This is a genomic window from Micrococcaceae bacterium Sec5.8, from assembly GCA_039636775.1.
Taxonomy (GTDB): Bacteria; Actinomycetota; Actinomycetes; order Actinomycetales; family Micrococcaceae; genus Arthrobacter.
Window position 1 is genome coordinate 1,398,104 of the sequence record CP143429.1, and the last position, 21,619, is coordinate 1,419,722.

20 protein-coding genes and 1 tRNA gene are annotated in these 21,619 nt (G+C 66.6%); 15 read left to right on the forward strand and 6 right to left on the reverse strand.

Going from position 1 to position 21,619, the window contains the following annotated elements; genetic code table 11:
• The first annotated feature begins 6 nt into the window (after positions 1 to 6).
• From VUN84_06405 to VUN84_06440, 8 genes are all read left to right on the forward strand, one after another.
• Positions 7 to 855: a ScpA family protein gene (locus VUN84_06405; GenBank protein ID XAS65284.1), complete on the forward strand. Its 849-nt coding sequence runs from the start codon at positions 7 to 9 to the stop codon at positions 853 to 855.
• The gene (locus VUN84_06410; protein XAS65285.1) at positions 852 to 1,526 is read left to right on the forward strand and encodes an SMC-Scp complex subunit ScpB; all 675 of its coding nucleotides are present in this window, start codon (positions 852 to 854) and stop codon (positions 1,524 to 1,526) included. Before VUN84_06405 ends, VUN84_06410 begins: the two co-directional genes overlap by 4 nt.
• Before the next feature lie 109 nt (positions 1,527 to 1,635).
• A complete protein-coding gene (locus VUN84_06415) occupies positions 1,636 to 2,853 on the forward strand; it encodes a pseudouridine synthase (GenBank protein XAS65286.1) in 1,218 nt (405 codons plus the stop codon).
• A 2-nt stretch (positions 2,854 to 2,855) separates the two neighbouring features.
• Entirely contained in the window at positions 2,856 to 3,965 is a 1,110-nt protein-coding gene (locus VUN84_06420) for a prephenate dehydrogenase (protein XAS65287.1), read from the forward strand.
• On the forward strand, positions 3,965 to 4,693 hold the full coding sequence (gene cmk, locus VUN84_06425) for a (d)CMP kinase (protein XAS65288.1): 729 nt from the start codon (positions 3,965 to 3,967) through the stop codon (positions 4,691 to 4,693). The genes VUN84_06420 and cmk overlap by 1 nt, the downstream gene beginning before the upstream one ends.
• Positions 4,694 to 4,760: 67 nt before the next feature.
• Positions 4,761 to 5,459, forward strand: coding sequence for a lysophospholipid acyltransferase family protein (locus VUN84_06430; protein XAS65780.1), 699 nt, complete (start codon positions 4,761 to 4,763; stop codon positions 5,457 to 5,459).
• The gene (der, locus tag VUN84_06435) at positions 5,456 to 7,006 is read left to right on the forward strand and encodes a ribosome biogenesis GTPase Der (protein XAS65289.1); all 1,551 of its coding nucleotides are present in this window, start codon (positions 5,456 to 5,458) and stop codon (positions 7,004 to 7,006) included. Before VUN84_06430 ends, der begins: the two co-directional genes overlap by 4 nt.
• Positions 7,007 to 7,159: 153 nt before the next feature.
• A tRNA-Pro gene (locus VUN84_06440) sits at positions 7,160 to 7,236 on the forward strand.
• 93 nt (positions 7,237 to 7,329) lie between these two features.
• On the opposite strand, the gene VUN84_06445 is transcribed toward VUN84_06440, so the two are convergent.
• Entirely contained in the window at positions 7,330 to 8,199 is an 870-nt protein-coding gene (locus tag VUN84_06445; GenBank protein XAS65290.1) for a DNA-formamidopyrimidine glycosylase family protein, read from the reverse strand.
• A 144-nt stretch (positions 8,200 to 8,343) separates the two neighbouring features.
• On the opposite strand from VUN84_06445, the gene gcvH reads away from it, so the two are divergent.
• The 5 genes from gcvH to VUN84_06470 all read left to right on the forward strand — a co-directional run bounded on the left by gcvH (position 8,344) and on the right by VUN84_06470 (position 11,458).
• Positions 8,344 to 8,730 (forward strand): glycine cleavage system protein GcvH, encoded by a 387-nt coding sequence (gene gcvH / locus VUN84_06450; protein ID XAS65291.1) that lies wholly within the window; start codon positions 8,344 to 8,346, stop codon positions 8,728 to 8,730.
• 152 nt (positions 8,731 to 8,882) lie between these two features.
• Entirely contained in the window at positions 8,883 to 9,359 is a 477-nt protein-coding gene (locus tag VUN84_06455; GenBank protein XAS65292.1) for an FHA domain-containing protein, read from the forward strand.
• Between the two features lie 23 nt (positions 9,360 to 9,382).
• Positions 9,383 to 10,099, forward strand: coding sequence for a MerR family transcriptional regulator (locus tag VUN84_06460; GenBank protein ID XAS65293.1), 717 nt, complete (start codon positions 9,383 to 9,385; stop codon positions 10,097 to 10,099).
• Positions 10,099 to 10,602 carry a bifunctional nuclease family protein gene (locus VUN84_06465; GenBank protein ID XAS65294.1) on the forward strand — a complete coding sequence of 168 codons (504 nt, stop codon included), beginning with the start codon at positions 10,099 to 10,101 and terminating at the stop codon, positions 10,600 to 10,602. The genes VUN84_06460 and VUN84_06465 overlap by 1 nt, the downstream gene beginning before the upstream one ends.
• 259 nt (positions 10,603 to 10,861) lie before the next feature.
• Entirely contained in the window at positions 10,862 to 11,458 is a 597-nt protein-coding gene (locus VUN84_06470; protein XAS65295.1) for a MerR family transcriptional regulator, read from the forward strand.
• A gap of 90 nt (positions 11,459 to 11,548) precedes the next feature.
• On the opposite strand, the gene VUN84_06475 is transcribed toward VUN84_06470, so the two are convergent.
• Positions 11,549 to 12,400 carry a ParA family protein gene (locus tag VUN84_06475; GenBank protein XAS65296.1) on the reverse strand — a complete coding sequence of 284 codons (852 nt, stop codon included), beginning with the start codon at positions 12,398 to 12,400 and terminating at the stop codon, positions 11,549 to 11,551.
• A 335-nt stretch (positions 12,401 to 12,735) separates the two neighbouring features.
• On the opposite strand from VUN84_06475, the gene VUN84_06480 reads away from it, so the two are divergent.
• On the forward strand, positions 12,736 to 16,131 hold the full coding sequence (locus VUN84_06480; GenBank protein XAS65297.1) for a pyruvate carboxylase: 3,396 nt from the start codon (positions 12,736 to 12,738) through the stop codon (positions 16,129 to 16,131).
• 98 nt (positions 16,132 to 16,229) lie between these two features.
• On the opposite strand, the gene VUN84_06485 is transcribed toward VUN84_06480, so the two are convergent.
• Positions 16,230 to 18,044, reverse strand: a complete 1,815-nt coding sequence (locus tag VUN84_06485) for a long-chain fatty acid--CoA ligase (protein XAS65298.1) — start codon at positions 18,042 to 18,044, stop codon at positions 16,230 to 16,232.
• 190 nt (positions 18,045 to 18,234) lie between these two features.
• On the opposite strand from VUN84_06485, the gene VUN84_06490 reads away from it, so the two are divergent.
• A complete protein-coding gene (locus VUN84_06490; protein XAS65299.1) occupies positions 18,235 to 19,326 on the forward strand; it encodes an ROK family glucokinase in 1,092 nt (363 codons plus the stop codon).
• Positions 19,327 to 19,354: 28 nt separating this feature from the next.
• Here the strand turns inward: VUN84_06490 and VUN84_06495 are convergent, their stop codons facing one another.
• From VUN84_06495 to VUN84_06505, 3 genes are read right to left on the reverse strand one after another with little or no spacing between them, the layout of a single operon-like run.
• Positions 19,355 to 19,957 (reverse strand): hypothetical protein, encoded by a 603-nt coding sequence (locus tag VUN84_06495; protein ID XAS65300.1) that lies wholly within the window; start codon positions 19,955 to 19,957, stop codon positions 19,355 to 19,357.
• A complete protein-coding gene (locus tag VUN84_06500) occupies positions 19,950 to 20,753 on the reverse strand; it encodes an alpha/beta fold hydrolase (GenBank protein XAS65301.1) in 804 nt (267 codons plus the stop codon). Before VUN84_06500 ends, VUN84_06495 begins: the two co-directional genes overlap by 8 nt.
• Entirely contained in the window at positions 20,750 to 21,571 is an 822-nt protein-coding gene (locus VUN84_06505; GenBank protein XAS65302.1) for an alpha/beta fold hydrolase, read from the reverse strand. The genes VUN84_06500 and VUN84_06505 overlap by 4 nt, the downstream gene beginning before the upstream one ends.
• Between the last annotated feature and the right edge of the window lie 48 nt (positions 21,572 to 21,619).

Sequence of the window (21,619 nt, forward strand, 5' to 3'; positions counted from 1 at the left end):
AGGACCGTGGCAGAAACAGGCACTCCGGCGGCGGAGCTCGCTCCGGCCGGCAGGAAACCGGGTTTCGAGGTCCGGCTGGCCAACTTCACCGGCCCGTTCGACCTTCTGCTGGGCTTGATTTCCAAACACCAGCTGGACATCACGGAAGTGGCACTGTCCACCGTCACCGACGAGTTCATCAAATACACCAAGGGCCTGCAGAGCCTCGGTGCGGAATGGGCCCTCGATGAAGCCAGCGAGTTCCTCGTCATCGCGGCCACCCTGCTCGACCTCAAAGCAGCCCGGCTGCTGCCGGCCGGTGACGTTGAGGACGAGGACGACATCGCGTTGCTGGAGGCCCGGGACCTGCTTTTCGCCCGGCTCCTGCAGTACAAGGCGTTCAAGCAGGTGGCTGGCATGCTCGGTTCCACCCTCGAACGTGAGGCCGATCGATATCCGCGCCAGGTGGCACTGGAGGGACATTTTGCAGCGCTGCTGCCGGAACTGCTCTGGCGGCACACCCCCCGGCAGTTTGCGGCCCTGGCCGAGGCAGCGCTCCGGCCGAAAGAGGCGGCGCCCACCGAGGTGGGCCTGGCCCACCTGCACGGCAGCCCCGTCAGCGTCAAGGAACAGGCAGAACTGCTGGGCCGCCGGCTGCGGCGCGGCTCCCCGCTGACTTTCCGGGCCCTGGTCGCGGACGCCGAATCCACCCTCGTCGTGGTGGCACGCTTCCTGGCGTTGCTGGAGCTGTTCCGGGACCATGCGGTTTCGTTCGAGCAATTGCTCCCGCTGGGGGACCTGACAGTGCGGTGGACCACCACAGCCGGGGCCTGGAGCAGCGAACACGTGAGCGAAGAATACGGAGAACAGCCATGACCGATGCCCCCGCCCGCGCCGGATCCGATCCGGCAGAATCCAGGGGTCCCGGTGCGGAGACCCTCCCGGGCGGCGCCCGTGCGGCCCTTGAGGCTGTCCTGATGGTCATCGATCAGCCGGCAACCGCGACCGAGCTCGCCGCAGGACTGGACGTGACCGTCGACGCCGTCGAAGCACTGCTGGCGGACCTGCAACGGGAGTATAACGGCTATACTGTTAATGCCCCGGCTGTGGACGACGCCAGTTTCATCGGTTTCACCTCCACCCCCCGGGGTTTTGAATTGCGGAATATCGCCGGAGGCTGGCGGATTTACTCGCGCGCTGATTTTGCCGACATCGTCGGCAGGTTCGTGCTGGAGGGACAGAGTGCCAGGCTGACGCAGGCGGCGCTTGAAACGCTCGCCGTCATCGCTTACCGCCAGCCCGTTTCACGGGCGCGGGTGTCTGCAATTCGAGGAGTCAACGTTGACTCTGTCGTTCGGACGCTGACACAGCGGGGGTTGATCGAGGATTCGGGAACGGATCCCGAATCCGGGGCCCTCCTGTACCGGACGACGCCGCATTTCCTGGAGCGGATGGGAATCGGCTCGGTAGCGGACTTGCCGCAACTTTCCCCCCATCTTCCGGGGCTGGAGGGCATCGAAGAGTTTTATGACGCAGCAAGAATGTAGGCAGGAACTACTGCCTGCGCACGGAATCCACCGGGGCAGAAGCTTTTTGCCCCAGCCGGCGGGTGTTGTCGGGAGACAGCGGCCGCAGGCCAATAACGAAGGACGGGTCATGACACAGGCGGGACGCCAGGGTTCACCACGTAACAGTTCGGGACGCAACAGTGCCGGACAAAATTCGGCGCAGGGCTCAGGCCGCAGCGCGCAGGGCGGCGGATACCGCAGCGGCGGAGCCGGCTTCAAGGGCGGCAGTGACCGCCCCTTCAAGCGGCCCAAACCGCGCGAAGAGGCCTTCATCGACCCTGACCTGCAGGGCCCCGACGGTGCCGCCGCGGCCGGCCGTCCGGCCTCCGGGGACTGGAGGTCCAAGGCCCCTTCCGGCAAGGAAGCCGCCCGCAAGGCCGCCGCCCGCAAGCCCGGTTCCGGCAAGGCCCCCGGTACCCCCGGCGCCCTCAAACCCAAGCCGCGCACGGGCGCCGCTAAGTCCGCTGGGCCCCGCGCCTTCGGCAGCGAACGCTTCGGCCAGAATCTCGGACCGGTGCGCAAGCCGGCCCGTAAGCGCGGACCCCGCGCCGACGTGCCCCAGTCCGAGGTTCACGACCAGGACGGCACCCGCCTGCAAAAAGTCATGGCCTCGGCCGGCGTCGCGTCACGGCGCGTCTGTGAGGAGATGATCGCGGAAGGCCGTGTGGAGGTCGACGGCCAGGTGGTTACCGAACTCGGCGTCCGCGTCGACCCGAAGACCGCCGTGATCCATGTGGACGGCCTGCGCATCCAGCTCGACGAAAACATGGTCTACATGGTGTTCAACAAGCCCAAGGGCGTTGTTTCGACCATGGAGGACCCGGACGGACGTCCCTGCGTCAGTGACTTCGTCCGCAACCACCACGGCGAACGCCTCTTCCACGTCGGCCGTCTCGACGTCGCCACCGAGGGCCTGCTGCTCCTGACGAACGACGGCGAGCTCGCCAACCGCCTGACCCATCCCTCGTACGAAGTCCCCAAGACCTACCTCGTGCAGGTCCGCGGGCCCTTCCCGCAGGGCATCGGTGCCGAGCTCAAGGCCGGCGTCGAGCTCGAAGACGGCATCGCCTCGGTGGATTCCTTCAAACTCGTCGACTCCACCCCGGGACATGTGCTGATCGAGGTAGTACTGCACTCCGGGAAAAACCGGATCGTACGGCGTCTTTTTGATGCCGTCGGTTTCCCCGTGCTCCGCCTGGTCCGGGTCAAGGTTGGTCCCATCGGCCTGGGCGACCAGCGCCAAGGCAGCATCCGAAACCTCGGCAAGCAGGAAGTCGGCCATCTGCTGGCATCCGTAGGGCTGTAGGCGTGTCGGCCTTTCGCACCCACGGCCGCGGCCACCTCAGCGGTCCGGTGGTGGTCGTGGGGACCGGGCTCCTTGGCACCAGCATCGGGCTGGGGCTGCGGGGCCGCGGAGTGGCAGTGTTCCTCTCCGACCCCTCGCCCACCAACCAGGCTGTGGCCGTTGATATCGGCGCCGGCCTGCCTTTGGCGCGCCTTGACGGCGAACGGCCCGAACTTGTGGTCGTCGCTGCGCCGCCGGACGTCACGGCTGCCGTGGTGCAGCGCGCCCTTGCGGACTATCCCGAAGCAACGGTCGTGGACATCGCCAGCGTGAAAGCCGGCATCCTGGCCGAGCTCCGTGCCAGCGGTGCCGACCTCAGCCGCTACGTCGGCACCCACCCGATGGCCGGCCGGGAGAAGTCCGGCCCCGTGGCTGCCCGCGGTGAACTGTTCACCTCCATGCCGTGGGTCCTTTGCCCCGCGGAGGAGACGCTGCCCCAGGCCGTGCAGGCAGCACGTGCGCTGGCCGGAGACCTCGGCGCCGTCGTCTCCGATTTCGGGGCCGAGGAACACGATGCGGCGGTAGCGCTGGTCTCACATGTGCCGCAGGTGGTGTCCTCGCTTGTGGCCAGCAGGCTGCAGGCCACGCCCCTGCATGCGCTGTCCCTCGCCGGCAACGGGCTGCGGGACGTCACCCGGATCGCGGCAAGTGATCCCACCTTATGGGTGCAGATCCTCGGCGCGAATGCGGACAAGGTGGTGGAGATCCTGCACGGTGTGCGCGAGGACCTCAACCGGGTCATCGGCACCCTGGAAAACCCGACAGCCCCCGGCGCCCGGTTGGATCTCGCCCAGTTGATCAGCGAAGGCAACGCCGGCCAGTCCCGCATCCCGGGCAAGCACGGCGGACCCCCGCAGGCCTACTCCTGGCTGACCGTCCTGGTGGATGACACGCCCGGACAAATCGCCAGGCTCCTGACCGAGATCGGCGAAATCGGCGTCAACCTGGAGGACCTCCGCCTGGACCACTCCTCAGGACAGAACGTGGGCATGGTGGAAATCTCCGTCCTGCCCAGCAAGCACGAACTCCTTATCGAAGCTCTCAACGACCGCGGATGGCGGGTACTCCAGTAATGACCCAGGAACTTATCTCTTCCGTGGACGTCCTCCGCCCCGGAAAGAGCCTCGTCGTGGCCATCGACGGGCCGTCCGGTTCGGGCAAGTCCAGCGTCAGCAAAGAGGTGGCACGCCGGCTCAAACTGGCCTACCTCGACACCGGCGCCATGTACCGGGCCCTGACCTGGTTTTGCCTGGACGCCGGCACGGACCTGGACGACGGCGCCGCCGTCGAGGCAGCCTCCAGGACTTTCCCGCTGCAGATCAGCACGAGCCCGCAGGAAGAATTCGTCCGGGTCGGCGGCACCGATATCACCGACGCCATCCGGGAACCATCGATCTCGGCCGCCGTCAGCGCTGTCGCCACCACCCTTGGCGCCCGCACCGAACTGATCCGCCGGCAGCGTGAGCTGATCGAGAAGCATCACCACCGCATGGTGGTCGAAGGGCGGGACATCACCACCGTCGTCGCCCCTTCCGCCGAAGTGCGGATGCTGCTGACAGCTAGCGAGGAGGCGCGCCTGCGCCGGCGGGGCATTCAGCTCGGGGGCAGCCAGAACGCCGAACAGCTCGCGGCCCAGGTCACGGCCCGGGACGCCAAGGACTCCACTGTGGTGAACTTCACCCGGGCCGCCGACGGCGTGGTGACGCTGGACTCCTCGGACCTCGATTTCGCCGGGACCGTCGACGCCGCCCTCAGCATTGTTTCCCGCATCGTCAACCACGAAGCGCTCCACCGTGACTGAGGCCCGGCAGCGTCAACCGCTCCAGGCTCCCTCGCCGGCACCGGCCCGGGTGCCGGCCCGCTGGACCATGGCCTGGAGCCGGCCCGTCGGCTGGCTCCTGGACCATGTCCTCTACCGGACCGCGGTCACCGGGCGGTCGAATGTGCCGGCGACGGGCCCGGTGATCTTCGCCGGCAACCACATCAGCTTTCTGGACGGACCGGTGATGTTCGGGGCGTCCCCGCGAGCCATGCACATCCTGGTCAAGAAGGAAATGTTCGCTGGCTTCCTGGGCCGGGTGCTGCAGGCCTCCGGCCAGCTGGCCGTGGACCGCGCCGGCGGCCGGGCCGCCCTGCTTACGGCCAAGAGCGTGCTCGACGCCGGACGGTGCGTTGGCATTCTCCCCGAAGGCACCCGGGGGAGCGGAGAAGCCGCCGCCATCAACAATGGCGTCGCCTGGCTCGCCCTGAACTCCGGGGCGACCGTGGTCCCCGTGGCCATTCTCGGTACCCGAACCGGCGGCGAACACCTCGACGCCGTGCCGCGGTTCCGCCGCCGGCTGCATGTCAGCTTCGGCGGTGCCCTCAATGTCAGCCGCAGGCCCGGCGAGACGGGCCGTGTTTCAATGGACAGGGCCGGAACTGAGATCCGGGCCGCGCTGGCACACCACGTCCAGGATTCGATCCACAAAACCGGGCAGCCTTTGCCCGACGCGGATTCCCCGCAAGAACGTCATGAAGCAGTAGCCGGGACGCCGGCAGATCACCCCATAAGGAAAGTGCAATGAGCGATACGACTCAAAACTCCGGCCCGTCTGGCGCCGGCGAAGACGAATACACGCCCACCGGCACGGACCAGGTGGCCGAGAACCTCGCCGCCCTGGACGATGAGGAAGCTGAGCTCCGCGCGGCCTCCCTTCGGGCCGGCCTGGACGATTACGAACTCGATGATGAGGATGCCGCCCTCCTCAGTGGCGAGTACGACGACGAAGACTTCGACGGCCCGGTCAAACTGGACCCGGTCCTGGCCATCATTGGCCGCCCCAACGTGGGCAAGTCCACCCTGGTGAACCGTATCCTCGGCCGCCGCGAAGCCGTGGTCGAAGACACCCCCGGCGTTACACGCGACCGTGTCATGTACTCGGCCACCTGGAACGGGCGGAACTTCACGGTCGTCGACACCGGCGGCTGGGAGCACGACGCCCGTGGCATCCACGCCCGGGTCGCCGAACAGGCCGAGATGGCCGTGGAACTCGCGGACGCCGTGCTGTTCGTCGTCGACTCCGCCGTTGGCGCCACCGCCACTGACGAAGCCGTCGTGAAGATGCTCCGCAAGTCCAAGAAACCGGTCATCATGGTGGCCAACAAGGTCGATGACTTCGCGCAGGAAGCCGACTCGGCACGGCTCTGGGGCCTCGGCTTCGGCGAACCGTACCCGGTCTCCGCACTGCACGGCCGGGGCGTTGCCGACCTCCTGGACCACGTCATGGACACCCTGCCCGAGTACTCCACCATCGAAGGCCTGGAGCGCTCCGGCGGTCCGCGCCGCATCGCCCTGATTGGGCGTCCGAACGTGGGTAAGTCCTCGCTGCTGAACAAGCTGGCCGGTTCCGAGCGGGTTGTTGTGGACAACACCGCAGGCACCACGCGCGACCCGGTCGATGAATTCATCGAACTCGGCGAGCGTACCTGGCGTTTCGTGGATACCGCCGGCATCCGCCGCCGCCAGCACATGGCTCAGGGCGCCGATTTCTACGCCTCGCTGCGGACGCAGAGCGCCCTCGAGAAGGCTGAGGTCGCCGTCGTGCTTCTCGCGGTGGATGAAGTGCTCAGCGAGCAGGACGTCCGGATCCTGCAGCTGGCCATCGAATCCGGCCGTGCCCTGGTCCTGGCGTTCAACAAGTGGGACCTGCTGGACGATGAACGGCGCAGCTACCTCGAGCGTGAGATCGAACAGGACCTCGCCCACGTGGCGTGGGCTCCGAGGGTTAACATCTCGGCGAAAACAGGCTGGCACAAGGACCGGCTCGTTCCCGCCTTGGACACCGCGCTGGAAAGCTGGGACAAGCGCATTGCCACCGGCCGGCTCAACGCCTTCCTCGGCGAACTGGTGGCCGCACACCCCCACCCGGTCCGCGGTGGAAAGCAGCCCCGCATCCTCTTCGGCACGCAGGCATCGAGCCGTCCGCCGAAGTTCGTACTCTTCACCACCGGGTTCCTGGACCCGGGCTACCGACGCTTCATCACCCGACGGCTCCGCGAAACCTTCGGGTTCGAGGGCACGCCGATCGAGGTCAACATGCGCGTGCGTGAAAAGCGCGGCAAGAAGCGGTAATTCCGGCACGCCTTGCCCGTGAGAGGGTGAGAGTGTTCCGGGCACCCTCCGGAATCGTGTAAGCTTTTGGAGGTGGTTCGGCCGGACTGCTCAGATGACATTACTTGACACACTCAAGGACATGACATTGCGAGCGGAGAACGGCGGAACCAACGGGCTGTAGCGCAGCTTGGTAGCGCACTTGACTGGGGGTCAAGGGGTCGCAGGTTCAAATCCTGTCAGCCCGACCAACAGAAAGAACCCCGCCATTCCTGATGAGGGAATGGCGGGGTTTTTCTGTTGTCAGGAGCGGCCGGGACGGTGCGCCCACTTCCGACGGACGCTTACTTCAAAAAGCGGGACGTCCGCCGGTCGGCCAGTATTTTCCCGTGCGTCTGGCAGTGCGGGCAGTATTGCAGGGCCGTGTCCGCGAAGGAGACCTCGCGGACGGTGTCCCCGCAAACAGGGCAAGCCTCGCCTGTCCTGCCATGGACCCGCATGTTGCTTCGCTTCGTGTCCTTGAGTTCCGTGGGGGGCTTGCCGCCCGCTTCCTGCAGAGCCGTTCCAAGAATGCCGTGGATGGCGTCATACAGCCGTTGCACAGCCTCCCCGTCGAGTGACTTGGCGAGGGCGAAGGGAGAAATGCGCGCAGCGTGCAGAATTTCGTCGCTATAGGCATTACCGATGCCGGCTATCACGCTCTGGCTGCGCAGGACGCCCTTGATTTGCTGTGAACTGGCCGCCAGGATCCCGGCCAGGGCGCCGACGTCGAACCCGGGACTGAACGGATCCGGCCCCAACGCTGCAATTCCGGGGACCTCGCCCGGGTCCCGGACCACGTAGATGGCCAAACCCTTCTTTGTGCCGGCCTCGGTCAGGTCCAGGCCCAGCGGACCGGAACCGCCGGAGAACAGCAGCCGCGCAGCAATGTGCCCTTTACCCATTTTCAGGGGCGTGTCGTTGGGTGTGCTGGTGAAGCGGACCCAGCCCGCCCTCGCCAAATGGAAGACAAAATGCAGCCCGTCCGTGTCGAGGCTGACAAACTTGCCGAACCGCCGTACCCCCGTCACGGTCCGGCCCGCAAGTCCGGTGAAGGGGGGATCCGCCGTCTTGAGCACCGCGAAGGAGGCGATTTGGACGTTCGTAACCGCCGCGCCGAGCAGCTGGCCGGCTAAAAAGTCCGTCAGGGCTGCGACTTCGGGAAGCTCAGGCATGGCTAGCCGGTACCGGCTTGTTCCGTCATGGCCCCATCATGTCAGAGACCTGACCGGGCCGGACGGATATGCCTATACTTTCAGCGGCGGAGAGTTCACGTGACCGCCGTCGCAATTGGTGATTGACCCGATGAAAGGCCCATCATGAGCATCATTCCCGAAGAGCTGTCCTACACCGCGGAGCACGAGTGGGTGTCCTCCCCGGACGCCGACGGCGTGGTGCGCGTGGGCATCACCGACTTTGCCCAGGATGCCCTGGGCGACGTCGTCTATGCACAGATGCCCGAGCCCGGCACGACGGTCAAGGCAAATGACGTCATCGGTGAGGTCGAATCCACCAAGAGTGTCAGTGACATCTACGCGCCGGTGTCCGGTGAAGTCGTGACCCGCAACGAATCCCTGGACACCGATTCGGCCCTCATCAATTCCGATCCCTACGGCGAAGGCTGGCTCATGGAAATCAAGCTGGCGGAAGCCGACGCGATCGAGTCGCTCCTCAGTGCATCGGAGTACGAACAACAGGTAGGCTAATGCAAAGCCTCTTTAGGCCGGGGTCGTTGGGACCGGTGCTGGGAAACCAGCCCCGCAACGCCCCGGAGAAGGGCTGATTCCGGATTGGCACGGCTTTTCCGGACGGCATGCGTTGTTTGCAGGCGGGACACCTGCAGCGAATGGAGGAATCAATGTTTGGGCACGAACGGGACAACACCGGTGACGGCTATGGCGCGGGTGGAGTGAAGGCTTCGGAGACCACATCGATCAACCTCACCCCGATCCGCGAGGAACCCAGCATCGCCCCGAAGCTGGCCGCCGAAGAGCGGGCCGCTGTTGAGGCGTTGCCGTTCGGCTCGGCCCTGCTGGTGGCGCACAGCGGCCCCAACGCGGGGGCGCGCTTCCTGCTTGATACGGACGTTACGACGGCGGGCCGGCACCCGGACGCCGATATCTTCCTCGATGACGTGACGGTCTCACGCCGGCACGTGGAATTCCGACGCACAGCGCGCAGCTTCGAGGTGGTGGACACCGGAAGCTTGAACGGTACCTACGTCAACAACGACCGCGTCGACAGCGTTGAACTGAGGTCCGGTAACGAGGTCCAGATCGGTAAGTTCCGCCTCACCTTCTACCTGAGCCCTGCCCGCGCAGCAGGCAACGTCTGATTCCGGGGTAGCTGCCTGTGGGCATGGCACAAGCGGAACGGCGCGGACCCCAGATCCTGAACATCGGGGAAGTCCTGGCTCAATTGAGCGACGACTTCCCCACCATGACGGCGTCCAAAATCCGGTTTCTGGAAGAAAAAGGACTCATTAACCCGCAGCGGACCCCTGCGGGGTACCGGCAGTACGCCGAAAGCGACGTCGAACGGCTGCGTTTCGTTCTTGCCCTCCAGCGGGATCAATACCTGCCGCTGAAGGTCATCAAGGACTACCTTGACGCGATCGATCGCGGGGAACGCCCCGACAACCTGCCACCGGGCGTCACGGTGTCGCCGCGGATTGTCTCGGCGGAGCTGGCGTCGGAACTGCAGAACCGGGTCCGCCGGCTCAGCGAGGAGCAGCTGCGGGCCGAGTCGGGCGCCAGCGTCCCCTTGCTGGAATCCCTCCTGAGCTTTGGCCTGATCGGGCACGTCAACGGAAAATTCGATGAACACGCCCTTCAGGTGGCGCGCGCCTGCGTCCAGTTGGAGGGCCACGGCCTGGAACCGAGGCACCTGCGGCCGTTCCAGGCTGCCGCCGAACGCGAGTTTGGCCTCGTGGAGCGGGCCGTGTCCACCCTGAGCTCCCGCAAGGATGCCGCCTCCCACGCCCGGGCCGCGGAAGCCGCCCGGGAGATCAGTGAGCTGTGCCTGACGCTGCACCGGGCACTGGTCCAGGACCGCATCTCACGAATGGACATCTGATGATTGAGGTGGAGATTGTTGGAGTGCGGATCGAGCTTCCCTCCAACCAGCCACTTGTTCTGCTCAAGGAGATCCACGGGGAACGGCACGTGCCGATCTGGATCGGCACCCCCGAAGCCAGTGCCATCGCCCTGGCCCAGCAGGGCGTGGTGCCGCCGCGCCCCATGACGCACGACCTCCTGGTGGACGTCGTGGAAACACTCGGCCACACAATCGTCAGCGTCAACATTGTGGCGGTGGAAGACAACATCTTCTACGGGCAGCTCCAGTTCGAGAACGGGACCACCGTCAGCTCCCGCGCCTCCGACGCCCTGGCCCTGGCCCTGCGCGCCAAGTGCCGGATCTGGTGCGCGGACGCCGTGATGGAAGAAGCCGGTGTCCGGATCACCGAGCACGACGAGGGTGAAGACACCAAGCAGGGTCCCGCCGTCGACGAAGAGGGCGAGTTGCGCCGCTTCCGTGAGTTCCTCGACGACGTGGAACCCGAAGATTTCGCGGGCTGAGATTCCGCAAAGGTTAAAGTCGAGGATGAAAGTTTCGACACGCCCCGGCAATACCCCCAACGTCTTTGACCTTGGGCCCGCGCAGGCCTAACGTCGGGAGTACAAGTTCCCATTGCACGCAACGCACCGCTGAGGTCACACTGGAAAGTGCAGCCCGCACGGAATTATACGGATGAATTTTATCGGACCGTGTGTTGTACAGGACAGATGTAACCGGTTGCCGCATTTTCCGCAGGGAGCCACGACAAGGAGGATCCACGTGAGTCCTAAAGGCGAAGCGGGCGGGCTCACACAGCCCCCGGCAGCCGGTGTGGCTGTGCCTGCCAGCGGGGCCCAGGGCCTGCTGTTCACCGAGGATCTCCCTGTTCTGGACGAAGACGCCGGCTACCGCGGCCCTACCGCCTGCAAAGCCGCCGGAATTACCTACCGGCAACTGGACTACTGGGCCCGCACCGGACTCGTGGAACCCGCTGTCCGTGGGGCCGCCGGTTCAGGCTCCCAACGGCTGTACGGCTTCCGGGACATTCTGGTCCTCAAAGTCGTCAAGCGCCTGCTCGACACCGGCGTATCACTCCAGCAGATCCGCACTGCCGTGGAACATCTCCGGGAGCGCGGCGTCGAGGATCTCGCCCAAATCACCCTGATGAGCGACGGCGCGAGTGTCTACGAATGCACCTCCGCTGACGAAGTCATTGACCTCGTCCAGGGCGGACAAGGAGTATTCGGCATCGCTGTCGGCCGCGTCTGGCGCGAGGTCGAAGGCAGCCTTGCTGCCCTTCCCAGCGAACACGCCAGCGATCAGTCTTTCCCCGACGACGAACTCAGCAAGCGCAGGGTCACCCGCAAAATCGGTTAACATCCCGCTGGCAAGATAAAGGCCGGCTTCCCCGGGCATCGGTAACAACCAGGGAAAGCCGGCCTTTGCTGTGTGGCGGCCGCGGAGTTGCTAGCGGTTGGCGCGGTCCCGGACCGGCGCCGCAGGCACCCGCCCGTTCGCACCGAGCAGGTTGGCCAGCAGGGACCCGAACAGCACAGCGGCCTTCTTGGCGGACTCCCCGGGCCAGTGGTGGATGGCGTGCGCAGCGCCTTGGATCTGCTGCCAGTTGGCCTGCTCCGGAATGTGCGGGGTCAGCAGCAGCGGACCGAACATTGACTCCATCTCGGCGAGCCGGAAGGTGTGCTCCGCGGAGCTGGTCCGGACCCGGTTGGCGACGATGCCGGCGGAGGAGAGCCTGGGAGCGAACTCCTGTTTGAACAGCTGGATAGCCCGCATGGTGCGTTCCGTGCCCGCGACCGAGAAGAGCGCCGGTTCAGCGACGAGGGCCACCTTGTCGCTGGCGGACCACGCCATTCTGGTGAGTCCGTTCAAAGACGGCGGGCAGTCCACGAGGACCAGATCATAGGTGCCCGCGCCGGCCAGGACTGACGAGAGCCGGCGGAGGTCGCGGCGGCCGAGGTCGGGCCGGTCGTAGATGCCCGTATAGGCCGACCCGACGGCAACATCCAGGACAGGTGCCTGGCTGCCGGCGGACGCGCCGCCAATGGCGGCCTCGCGGTCCACCCAGCCACTGGCTACGACGTTCTCGGCCAGGCGGGTCCGCCGCGGAGACTTGAGCATCCGGCCAATGTCCAGCTGGGCTCCCGGCCGAACGCCGAGGGCTGTACTCGCATCGGCGTGGGGGTCAAGGTCGACGACGAGGGTGCGGATACCGGCGGACAGGGCCGCGGATGCCAGCCCAGTGGTCACGGAGGTCTTGCCGACGCCGCCTTTGAGGCTGCTGATGCTAACGACTTGCACTTGAGAAACCAATACCTAACGCCGGTTACCGGGACGGGTTGTGCCTGCTCCGGCATTCTTTCGGAGCCCGGGCGCGCATGCGCCACCCACCTGTTCATCATAGGGTGCGGGCCGCCTAAGACTGGTTCATCGGGTCCCCGGGGCGGCAGATCGCGGATATGCTGCACTCGGGGCCTGCACGCACCCCAGGTGCTGCCGCCGTCGGCAGCACCTGCCTAATCCGGCGAACGTGACGCGCACCGCTGTGACAGTCGCCACAATGATTTGTATTTCCCAGTACCGTTCTTAGACACTGTGACCAACTACTGACACACCCGCGATGATGCAGGAGAAGCATGTTTTCGAAGATTCTGGTGGCAAATCGAGGCGAAATCGCGATCCGTGCCTTCCGCGCCAGCTACGAGCTGGGCGCCAAGACCGTGGCCGTTTTCCCGACCGAGGACCGCAACTCTATCCACCGCCAAAAGGCCGACGAGGCGTACCTGATTGGGAACGAGGGCCACCCCGTCCGGGCCTACCTCGATGTCGATGAGGTGGTGCGGGTCGCCAAGGAAGCCGGAGCCGACGCCATCTACCCCGGCTACGGCTTCCTCTCGGAGAACCCCAACCTGGCCCGGGCCGCCGCGAAGGCAGGCATCACGTTCGTGGGCCCGCCGGCCGAAGTCCTGGAACTGGCCGGCAACAAGGTCGCCGCCCTCGAAGCGGCCCGCAAGGCCGGCGTGCCGGTGCTCAAATCCAGCCAGCCCTCCAAAGACGTCGACGAGCTCATCGCCGCTGCCGACGTCATCGGGTTCCCCATCTTCGCCAAGGCCGTCGCCGGTGGCGGCGGGCGCGGCATGCGCCGCGTCGATACCCGCGAGGCGCTCCCGGAAGCGCTGCAGGCCGCCATGCGCGAGGCCGACGCAGCTTTCGGCGACCCCACCATGTTCCTGGAGCAGGCCGTCCTGCGTCCGCGCCACATCGAGGTCCAGATCCTGGCCGACGCCGAGGGCAATGTCATGCACCTCTTCGAGCGTGACTGCTCCATCCAGCGCCGCCACCAGAAGGTCATCGAGATCGCGCCGGCACCGAACCTGGACGAAGGCATCCGCCAGGCGCTCTACCGCGACGCCGTGAAATTTGCCAAGGCGCTGAACTACGTCAACGCCGGCACCGTGGAATTCCTGATCGACACTGTGGGGGAGCGCGCAGGCCAGCACGTCTTCATCGAAATGAACCCGCGCATCCAGGTTGAGCACACGGTCACCGAGGAAGTCACCGACGTTGACCTCGTCCAGGCGCAGCTGCGCATCGCTGCCGGTGAGACCCTGGCCGACCTGGGCCTGTCGCAGGAGACGGTCCAGCTCAAGGGCGCTGCCCTGCAGTGCCGCATCACGACGGAGGACCCGGCCAACGGTTTCCGGCCCGACGTCGGCAAGATCACCGGCTACCGTTCGGCCGGTGGTGCCGGCGTCCGGCTCGACGGCGGCACCGTCTACTCGGGAGCCGAGATCAGCCCGCACTTCGACTCGATGCTGGTCAAGCTGACCTGCCGCGGCCGCGACTACCCGGCCGCAGTAGCGCGGGCCCGCCGTGCCCTCGCCGAGTTCCGCATCCGCGGGGTCTCCACCAACATCTCCTTCCTGCAGGCAGTCCTCGACGACGCCGACTTCATCGCAGGAAACGTCGCCACCTCCTTCATTGACGAACGTCCCGAGCTGCTGAAGGCCCGCGTCTCCGCGGACCGGGGCACGAAACTGCTGACCTGGCTCGCCGAAGTCACCGTCAACAAACCCAACGGCGAACTTACGGTCCACAGCGATCCGGCGGCCAAGCTCCCCGCCCTCGGCGAGGACGTTGCCGCGCCGGGTTCCCGGCAGCGGTTGCTGGAACTGGGGCCGGAGGGCTTCGCGAAAGCCCTGCGGGGCCAGGATGCCGTCGCCGTTACGGACACCACCTTCCGCGATGCCCACCAGTCGCTGCTGGCTACCCGGGTCCGTACCCGCGACCTCGTGGCGGCCGGACCGGCAGTGTCCAAGCTGCTGCCGGAACTGCTGTCCGTCGAAGCCTGGGGCGGCGCCACCTACGACGTCGCCTTGCGCTTCCTGGGCGAGGACCCCTGGGACCGGCTCGCGGCGCTGCGCAAGGCGCTGCCGAATCTCTGCCTGCAGATGCTGCTCCGCGGCCGCAACACCGTTGGCTACACGCCGTACCCGGAAGAGGTCACGGTGGCTTTCGTCAATGAAGCCGCAGCCACCGGCATCGACATCTTCCGCATTTTCGACGCCCTCAACGACGTCAACCAGATGGCCCCCGCCATCCGTGCCGTCCGTGAGACCGGCACCGCCGTCGCCGAGGTGGCCCTGTGCTACACCGCCGACATGCTGGACCCCGACGAGACGCTCTACACCCTGGACTACTACCTGGAGCTGGCGCAGAAAATCGTCGACGCCGGCGCGCACATCCTGGCGATCAAGGACATGGCGGGACTGCTGCGTCCCGCCGCCGCCGCCCGTCTCGTGGCAGCCCTCCGCGAACGGTTCGACCTGCCGGTCCACCTGCACACCCACGACACCGCCGGCGGGCAGCTGGCAACACTGCTGGCCGCCGTTGACGCCGGGGTGGACGCTGTGGACGTCGCTTCCGCATCCTTGGCCGGCACCACCAGCCAGCCCTCCGCCTCGGCGCTGGTGGCAGCCCTGGCCCACACGCCCCGCGACACCGGCCTGAGCCTGGCCAACGTGTGCGCCCTGGAGCCGTACTGGGAAGCGGTCCGCCGCGTCTACGCCCCGTTCGAGTCCGGACTGCCGGGCCCCACCGGGCGGGTCTACCAGCACGAAATCCCCGGCGGCCAGCTGTCCAACCTGCGCCAGCAGGCGATTGCCCTGGGCCTCGGGGAAAGGTTCGAAGCCATTGAGGATATGTACACCGCAGCGGACCGGATCCTGGGCCGGCTGGTGAAGGTCACGCCGTCTTCGAAGGTGGTGGGTGACCTCGCCCTGCATCTGGTGGGCCTCAACGCTGATCCGGCGGACTTCAACGAGAATCCGCAGAAATACGACATTCCCGACTCGGTGATCGGCTTCCTGTCCGGTGAACTGGGGGACCCTCCCGGAGGCTGGCCGGAACCCTTCCGCGCCAAAGCGTTGCAGGGCCGCACCGTGAAGGTCCGCGACGTCGAGCTCAGCGGCGAGGACAGTGCAGCGCTCAAGGGTGATTCCAGGACCGTGCAGCAGACGCTCAACCGGTTGCTCTTCGCCGGGCCCACCAAGGATTACCAGAAGAGTGTCGAGTCCTACGGCAATCTGTCAGTCCTTGACACCCGCGATTACCTCTTCGGGCTGCAGCGCGGCGCCGAGCACGAGATCGAACTCGAGAAGGGTGTCCGCCTGATCGCCTCACTCGAGGCGGTCTCCGAACCGGATGAGAAGGGCATGCGCACCGTGATGTGCACGCTCAACGGCCAGTCCAGGCCCGTCGTCGTCCGGGACCGTTCCGTTGTCAGCAACGTTAAGGCCGCCGAACGCGCCGATACCTCCCAGCCGGGCCACGTGGCAGCACCGTTCGCCGGCGCCGTCACCCTGACGGTCAAGGCCGGCGACGCCGTCAAGGCCGGTGACACGGTCGCCACGATCGAGGCCATGAAGATGGAAGCATCCATCACGACGCCGGCAGCCGGCACCGTCTCACGGCTCGCCGTAGGCGCGATCGAACAAGTCCAGGGCGGAGACCTTCTGCTCGTCGTCGAGTAGCTCAGCGAAAGGCAGCAGAAAAGGCTCCTCCGGCGTCGGCCGGAGGAGCCTTTTTCGTGGGGTGCGCCGCGCGGTGCGCCCGGTGGGACGGATCAGCCCTACGAGGGTCGCGGGGCTCCGTACATCTCCTCGATGACGTTCTCGAAGTCCTTCATTACCTGGGCGCGCTTGACCTTCATCGACGGCGTCAGGTGGCCGGAGGCCTCCGTGAAGTCGGCGGGAACGATCCGGAACGACTTGATGGCCTCCGCCTTTGAGACGGACTGGTTGGCGCCGTTAATGAGTTCCTGCACTGCGGCCTTGACCGCTGCGTTGTCGGTGGCCTCGGCGAGGGTGGTGGAGGCGGGCAGCCCGTGGCGGTGCAGCCAGCCAGGCAGTGCCTCCTCGTCCAAGGTCACCAGTGCGCCGATGAAGGGGCGGTTGTCACCGACCACCAGTACCTGTGAGACCAGTGCATCGGCCCGGATCTGATCCTCCAGAAGGGCCGGTACGACGTTCTTGCCGCTGGCAGTGACGATGATTTCCTTCTTGCGCCCGGTGATGGTCAGGAATCCCCGGTCATCCAACTGCCCGATGTCGCCGGTCCGGAACCAGCCGTCTTCAAAGGATTCGGCCGAGAGGTCCTCGCGTTTGTAGTAGCCGCGCATGACGCACACGCCCTTGGCAAGGATCTCGCCGTCCTCAGCGATTTTTACCGCGTTTCCGGGAATCGGGGCGCCGACGGTGCCGATCCTGATCAGGTCCGGGGTGTTGACGGTCACCGGGGCCGTGGTCTCGGTCAAGCCGTAGCCCTCCAGGATCTGCATGCCGATGCCCTGGAAGAAGTGCCCCAGGCGTTCTCCCAGCGGACCTCCCCCCGAGACAGCGTGGGCAACTTCGCCGCCCATCGCCGCGCGCAACTTGCCGTAAACCAGCTTGTCAAAGAGGGCGTGCTTCAGTTTCAGGCCCACACCGATTTTTCCGGCCTGGCGGGCACGGGAGAACTCGATGGCGGTGTCCGCGGCGCGGTGGAAGATCGCGCCTTTGCCGCCGTCCTCCGCCTTGGTCAGGGCCGAGTTGTAGACCTTCTCAAACACCCGCGGCACGGCAAGGATAAAGGTCGGCTTGTAGCTTTGGAGGTCCGGCAGCAGGTTCTTGATGTCGGGGGTGTGCGCCACCGTGACACCGGCCGCAACCGCCAGCACGGAGATGAAGCGCGCAAAGACGTGCGCGAGCGGCAGGAACATGATGGTCCGCGCCTGCTCGTGGACGATGCTGTTCAGCGACGTGGCCAATGCGTTTTCGGAGAGTTCCACGAAGTTGCCGTGGGTGAGCTCGCATCCCTTGGGGCGTCCGGTGGTGCCTGAGGTGTAGATGATGGTGGCGAGGTCGGCAAGGCCTGCGAGGCTTCGCCGCGCTTCCAGGTCCTCGTCACTGACGGCTGCGCCGGCGGCACGGACTTCGTCGAGGCCGGAACCTTCGAGCTGCCAGACGTGGGCCAGGCCCGTGAGGCCTTCGGAGGTGGCCGCCTGCCGGATGATGTCCTCGTGATGGGCGGATTCGCCGAAGGCAGCGACCGCGCCGGAATCGCCAAGGTTCCAGGCCACCTGCGAGGGTGAGGAGGTCTCATAGATCGGCACGGAGACGGCACCGGCGAACCAGATCGCGAAGTCCACGAGCACCCATTCGTAGCGTGTGCGGGACATGATGCCCACCCTGTCGCCTGCGGAGACGCCGCTGGCCATCAAGCCCTTGGCGAGCAGGGAAACATCGGCCAGGAAATCGGTGGCCCGGACGTCCTTCCACTGCCCGGCCGCGTCGAGGCGGGAGAACAGGGCCGGGTTGGAAGCCTTGGCGGCCTGCCGCAGGACCAGGTCTGTGACGTTCGTTTCCGGAGGGACGATGACTAGGGGCGGGACACTGATTTCTCGCACGGTAGCTCCTTTGATATCCATGAACCCGCGAGGGGTACGACTAAGACTAGTATGCGGTCCGGGGTATGTGTGTTGCACCACACCTACTCGTCGGTAACTTTACGATTTGGGGCGGCGGACGCCAAACCGGAAGCGTGCGGCTCCCGGAGCGCGCGGGGGTGGGAAGAGGAGCGGAATAGGATAGGGAATCATGCACACACCAACACCCGGGCAGCAGCCTGGCCCATACCGCCGAACGGGCGCCTGGCGGCGGCGGACCACGGCCGGCGTGGCGGCCGTGCCCCCCGGACAGGGGTTTCGCGAGCACCTGCGGCTTGGCCGCAAGGGCCTGGCCATCGGGGTGGATATCGGCGGCACCAAGGTGGCGGCCGGGGTGGTCGATGCGGACGGCAGGATCCTCGCCCAGGCGAGGCGCTCCACTCCCGGCAACGACCCCCGCGCAGTCGAACAGGTGATCGTCGAACTGGTTGAGGAGCTGGGCGAAGGCCATCGGATCTGGTCCGTGGGCATCGGCGCGGCCGGCTGGATGGACCTTGACGGCGGCACCGTCCTGTTCAGCCCCCATCTCGCATGGCGCAATGAACCCCTTCGGGACAACCTGCAGCGGCTGCTCCGCCGGCCTGTGCTGCTGACCAACGACGCAGATGCCGCAGGCTGGGCGGAATGGCGGTTCGGAGCCGGCCAGGGGCAGAACCGGCTGGTGTGCATCACGCTCGGAACCGGGATCGGCGGTGCCATGGTGATGGATGGCCGGCTGGAACGCGGACGGTTCGGTGTGGCCGGGGAGTTCGGCCATCAAATCATCTTCCCCGGTGGCCACCGCTGCGAGTGTGGAAATCGGGGCTGCTGGGAGCAGTACGCATCCGGCAACGCCCTCGGCCGGGAAGCCCGGGAACTGGCCGCCGCTAATTCCCCGGTGGCCCAGGAGCTGTTGAAAGCGGTGGACGGGCACGCGGAGCGCATCACCGGAGTGATTGTCACTGAATTGGCAAAAGCCGGGGACGCGACCTCCCGGGAGCTGCTCGAGGACGTCGGCGAATGGCTTGGACTGGGCCTCGCCAACCTGGCGGCAGCCCTGGACCCGGGAAAATTCGTCATAGGCGGTGGTCTCTGCGACGCCGGTGAGCTGCTGGTCGGGCCCGCGCGGAAGGCGTTCGCCCGGAACCTGACGGGCCGCGGCTTCCGGCCCGCGGCCGCGATCGAGCTGGCCGCCCTGGGCCCGAACGCCGGCCTGATTGGTGCCGCAGACCTGTCCCGGGTCAGCAGCCGAATGCACAGCTAGCTGCGGGCATGGCCGGATTCAGGCAGTACTAGATGCGGGCGCCGTCGTCGTGTTCGTCCTTCTCGCCGGGCAGCTGCATTATCAAGAACACCACCGACGCCGCGAAGGCAGCCACCATGGCGAGGATGGCCACCAACGGGGCCGCACGCCAGAACATTGCGCACATCACGAGCGCCACGGGAGCACCCACAGCACCCAGCCACGCCAGGACTGTCAGCGGGTCCGCGCCGGCGAGGCTGGGCGGTTCTTCCGGCACGAATTCGTCCGGGGCAAAGGGGTCGTCCGCCGCGCCCTCATAGTCCCGTGGGCCCCGCGGTGCCTCCGGTGCTGCGGAAGCTGCAGCGCCGGCACCCTCCGGCCGGCGCTGGGCGATCCGTTCCTCGGCGGAGAGTTCAATCGGAACTCCGGCGGACAGCCCCAGCGGATCGAAATCCCTGAAGGGCCGTGCGGAGGGGCCGCCGGTTCCCGCAGTGTCCGTGGCCGGCGCCTGTGCACTCTCCCGGTCCTCCCCGGGGGCGGGGGTGGCGGGGCCCGCCGGGCCGCTCTCTTCCAGCCTGGCCACCAGGTCGAGCCAGACCGCGTCATCCTGGTTGGCGCTTGAATCCGGAGAATTGGGGTCCGGTCTAGTCATCTGCCGTGTCCTTCTCGCTAGCGTGCGCGGCGTCCTGGACGCCCTCCGCAACCAGCGACCGGATGAACTCGGCCGAGCCGCGGAAGATCTCCGGCGCGTCATTGTCCATCGTCGCCACGTGATAGCTGTTTTCGAGCCGGATGACCTCCAGCGGGGCGTGGGTCAGGCCGCGGCGCAGGGCCACCATGCTTGAGTCCGAGACCACGTGGTCCACCGCCGAGCGGTAGACGCGGACGGGAGCGGTAATCCGGGGGAGGAGCCGGACGGTGTCCTTGAACATCCGGTCCAGCTCGTGCGCGGCCGCGACCGGTGTCCGAGGGTAGGCGCCCTCGTCGATGCCCGCTTTGAGGATGTCATTGGCGATGGCGGGGGTGCTCTTCAGCACAAATTTCAGGATGCCGGCGAGCGGAGCCCGGCGGTCGTCGATGACGAGACCCGGGTTGACCAGCACGGCGCCGGCGACGGGACGCGTGGCGGCGATACGCAGGGCCAGCGCCCCACCCATCGACAACCCGGCAACCACCACCTGGTCACACTCGCCGGCGAGCTCAAGGTAGGCGGCGTCAAGGGCTGCATGCCAGTCCTGCCAGCGTGTCCGGGCCAATTCCTGCCAGCTGGTTCCATGCCCCGGCAGCAGGGGCATCCGTACGGCGTAGCCGGCGTCGGCCAGGAATGTGGCCCAGTCCCTGACGCCGTGCGGGCTGCCGGTGAATCCGTGCGACACCACGACGCCGGTGCGGGTGCCGGTTCCGGTGAACGGGCTGCTGAACGGCGAGTGGTCCAGGGGGATGGTCATCGGGACTCCGGGATCGTGGGGGTGGGCTCAGTTGGGCCGGTTCCCGTTCGGGGGACGGGCCCTGCGTGGCGCAGGAAGAACTGAACGGATTGGTCAAAAATCAGGGGGGCGTCGACGTCGAGCGTGGCCACGTGGCCGCTGCCCGGCAGGCTGACCACGGCCAGCTCCGCGGACCCCAGCTTTCGCCGGATCAGCTGGACCGACGTGGGCGGAACCACGCTGTCGGTTTCGGACTTGAACACCAGCGCCGGCGCGGCGACGGCCGGCAGTTCGCGCAGCGTTTGATTGAAGAGCCTGCTCAGCTGATGGACCGCCGCCAGCGGGGTGAGCGAATAATCGCCGTCCGCGGTGGTCGCCGCCGTCGGATTCGCTTCCTGGGCAGGGACAGTGGTGCGTTGGAAGTGTTTTAACACACTGATGTAGCGAACCCGGCGGTCATAGAAGCTCAGCCCCGGGTTGACGACGGCGACGCCGGCGACGCGGTGGCGGGCCGCGGCACGCAAGGCGATGGTCCCGCCCATGGAAAGTCCGGCCACGTAGCAGCGGCTGGTTTCGGCGGCGAGGTCCAGGTACGCGGACTCGAAGGCCCCGTACCATTCCTGCCAGCTGCTGCGGGCAAGGTCCCGCCAGTGCGTGCCGTGCCCGGGCAACAGCGGAACGGACACCGCGAAGCCCTGCCCGGCCAAGTGCTCTGCCCAGGGAAGGATGCTCAGGGGACTGCCGGTGAAGCCATGGCAGATGGCCACGCCGATGCCCGCGTTCGCGCCATGGCCGGGATAACTGAACGCTGCGGGCGCCAGGGGAGTGCTTGCGGTCATGCGCCCATCGTGTCACTGTTCCGGACAAAACTCACTAGAGTAGGGTGT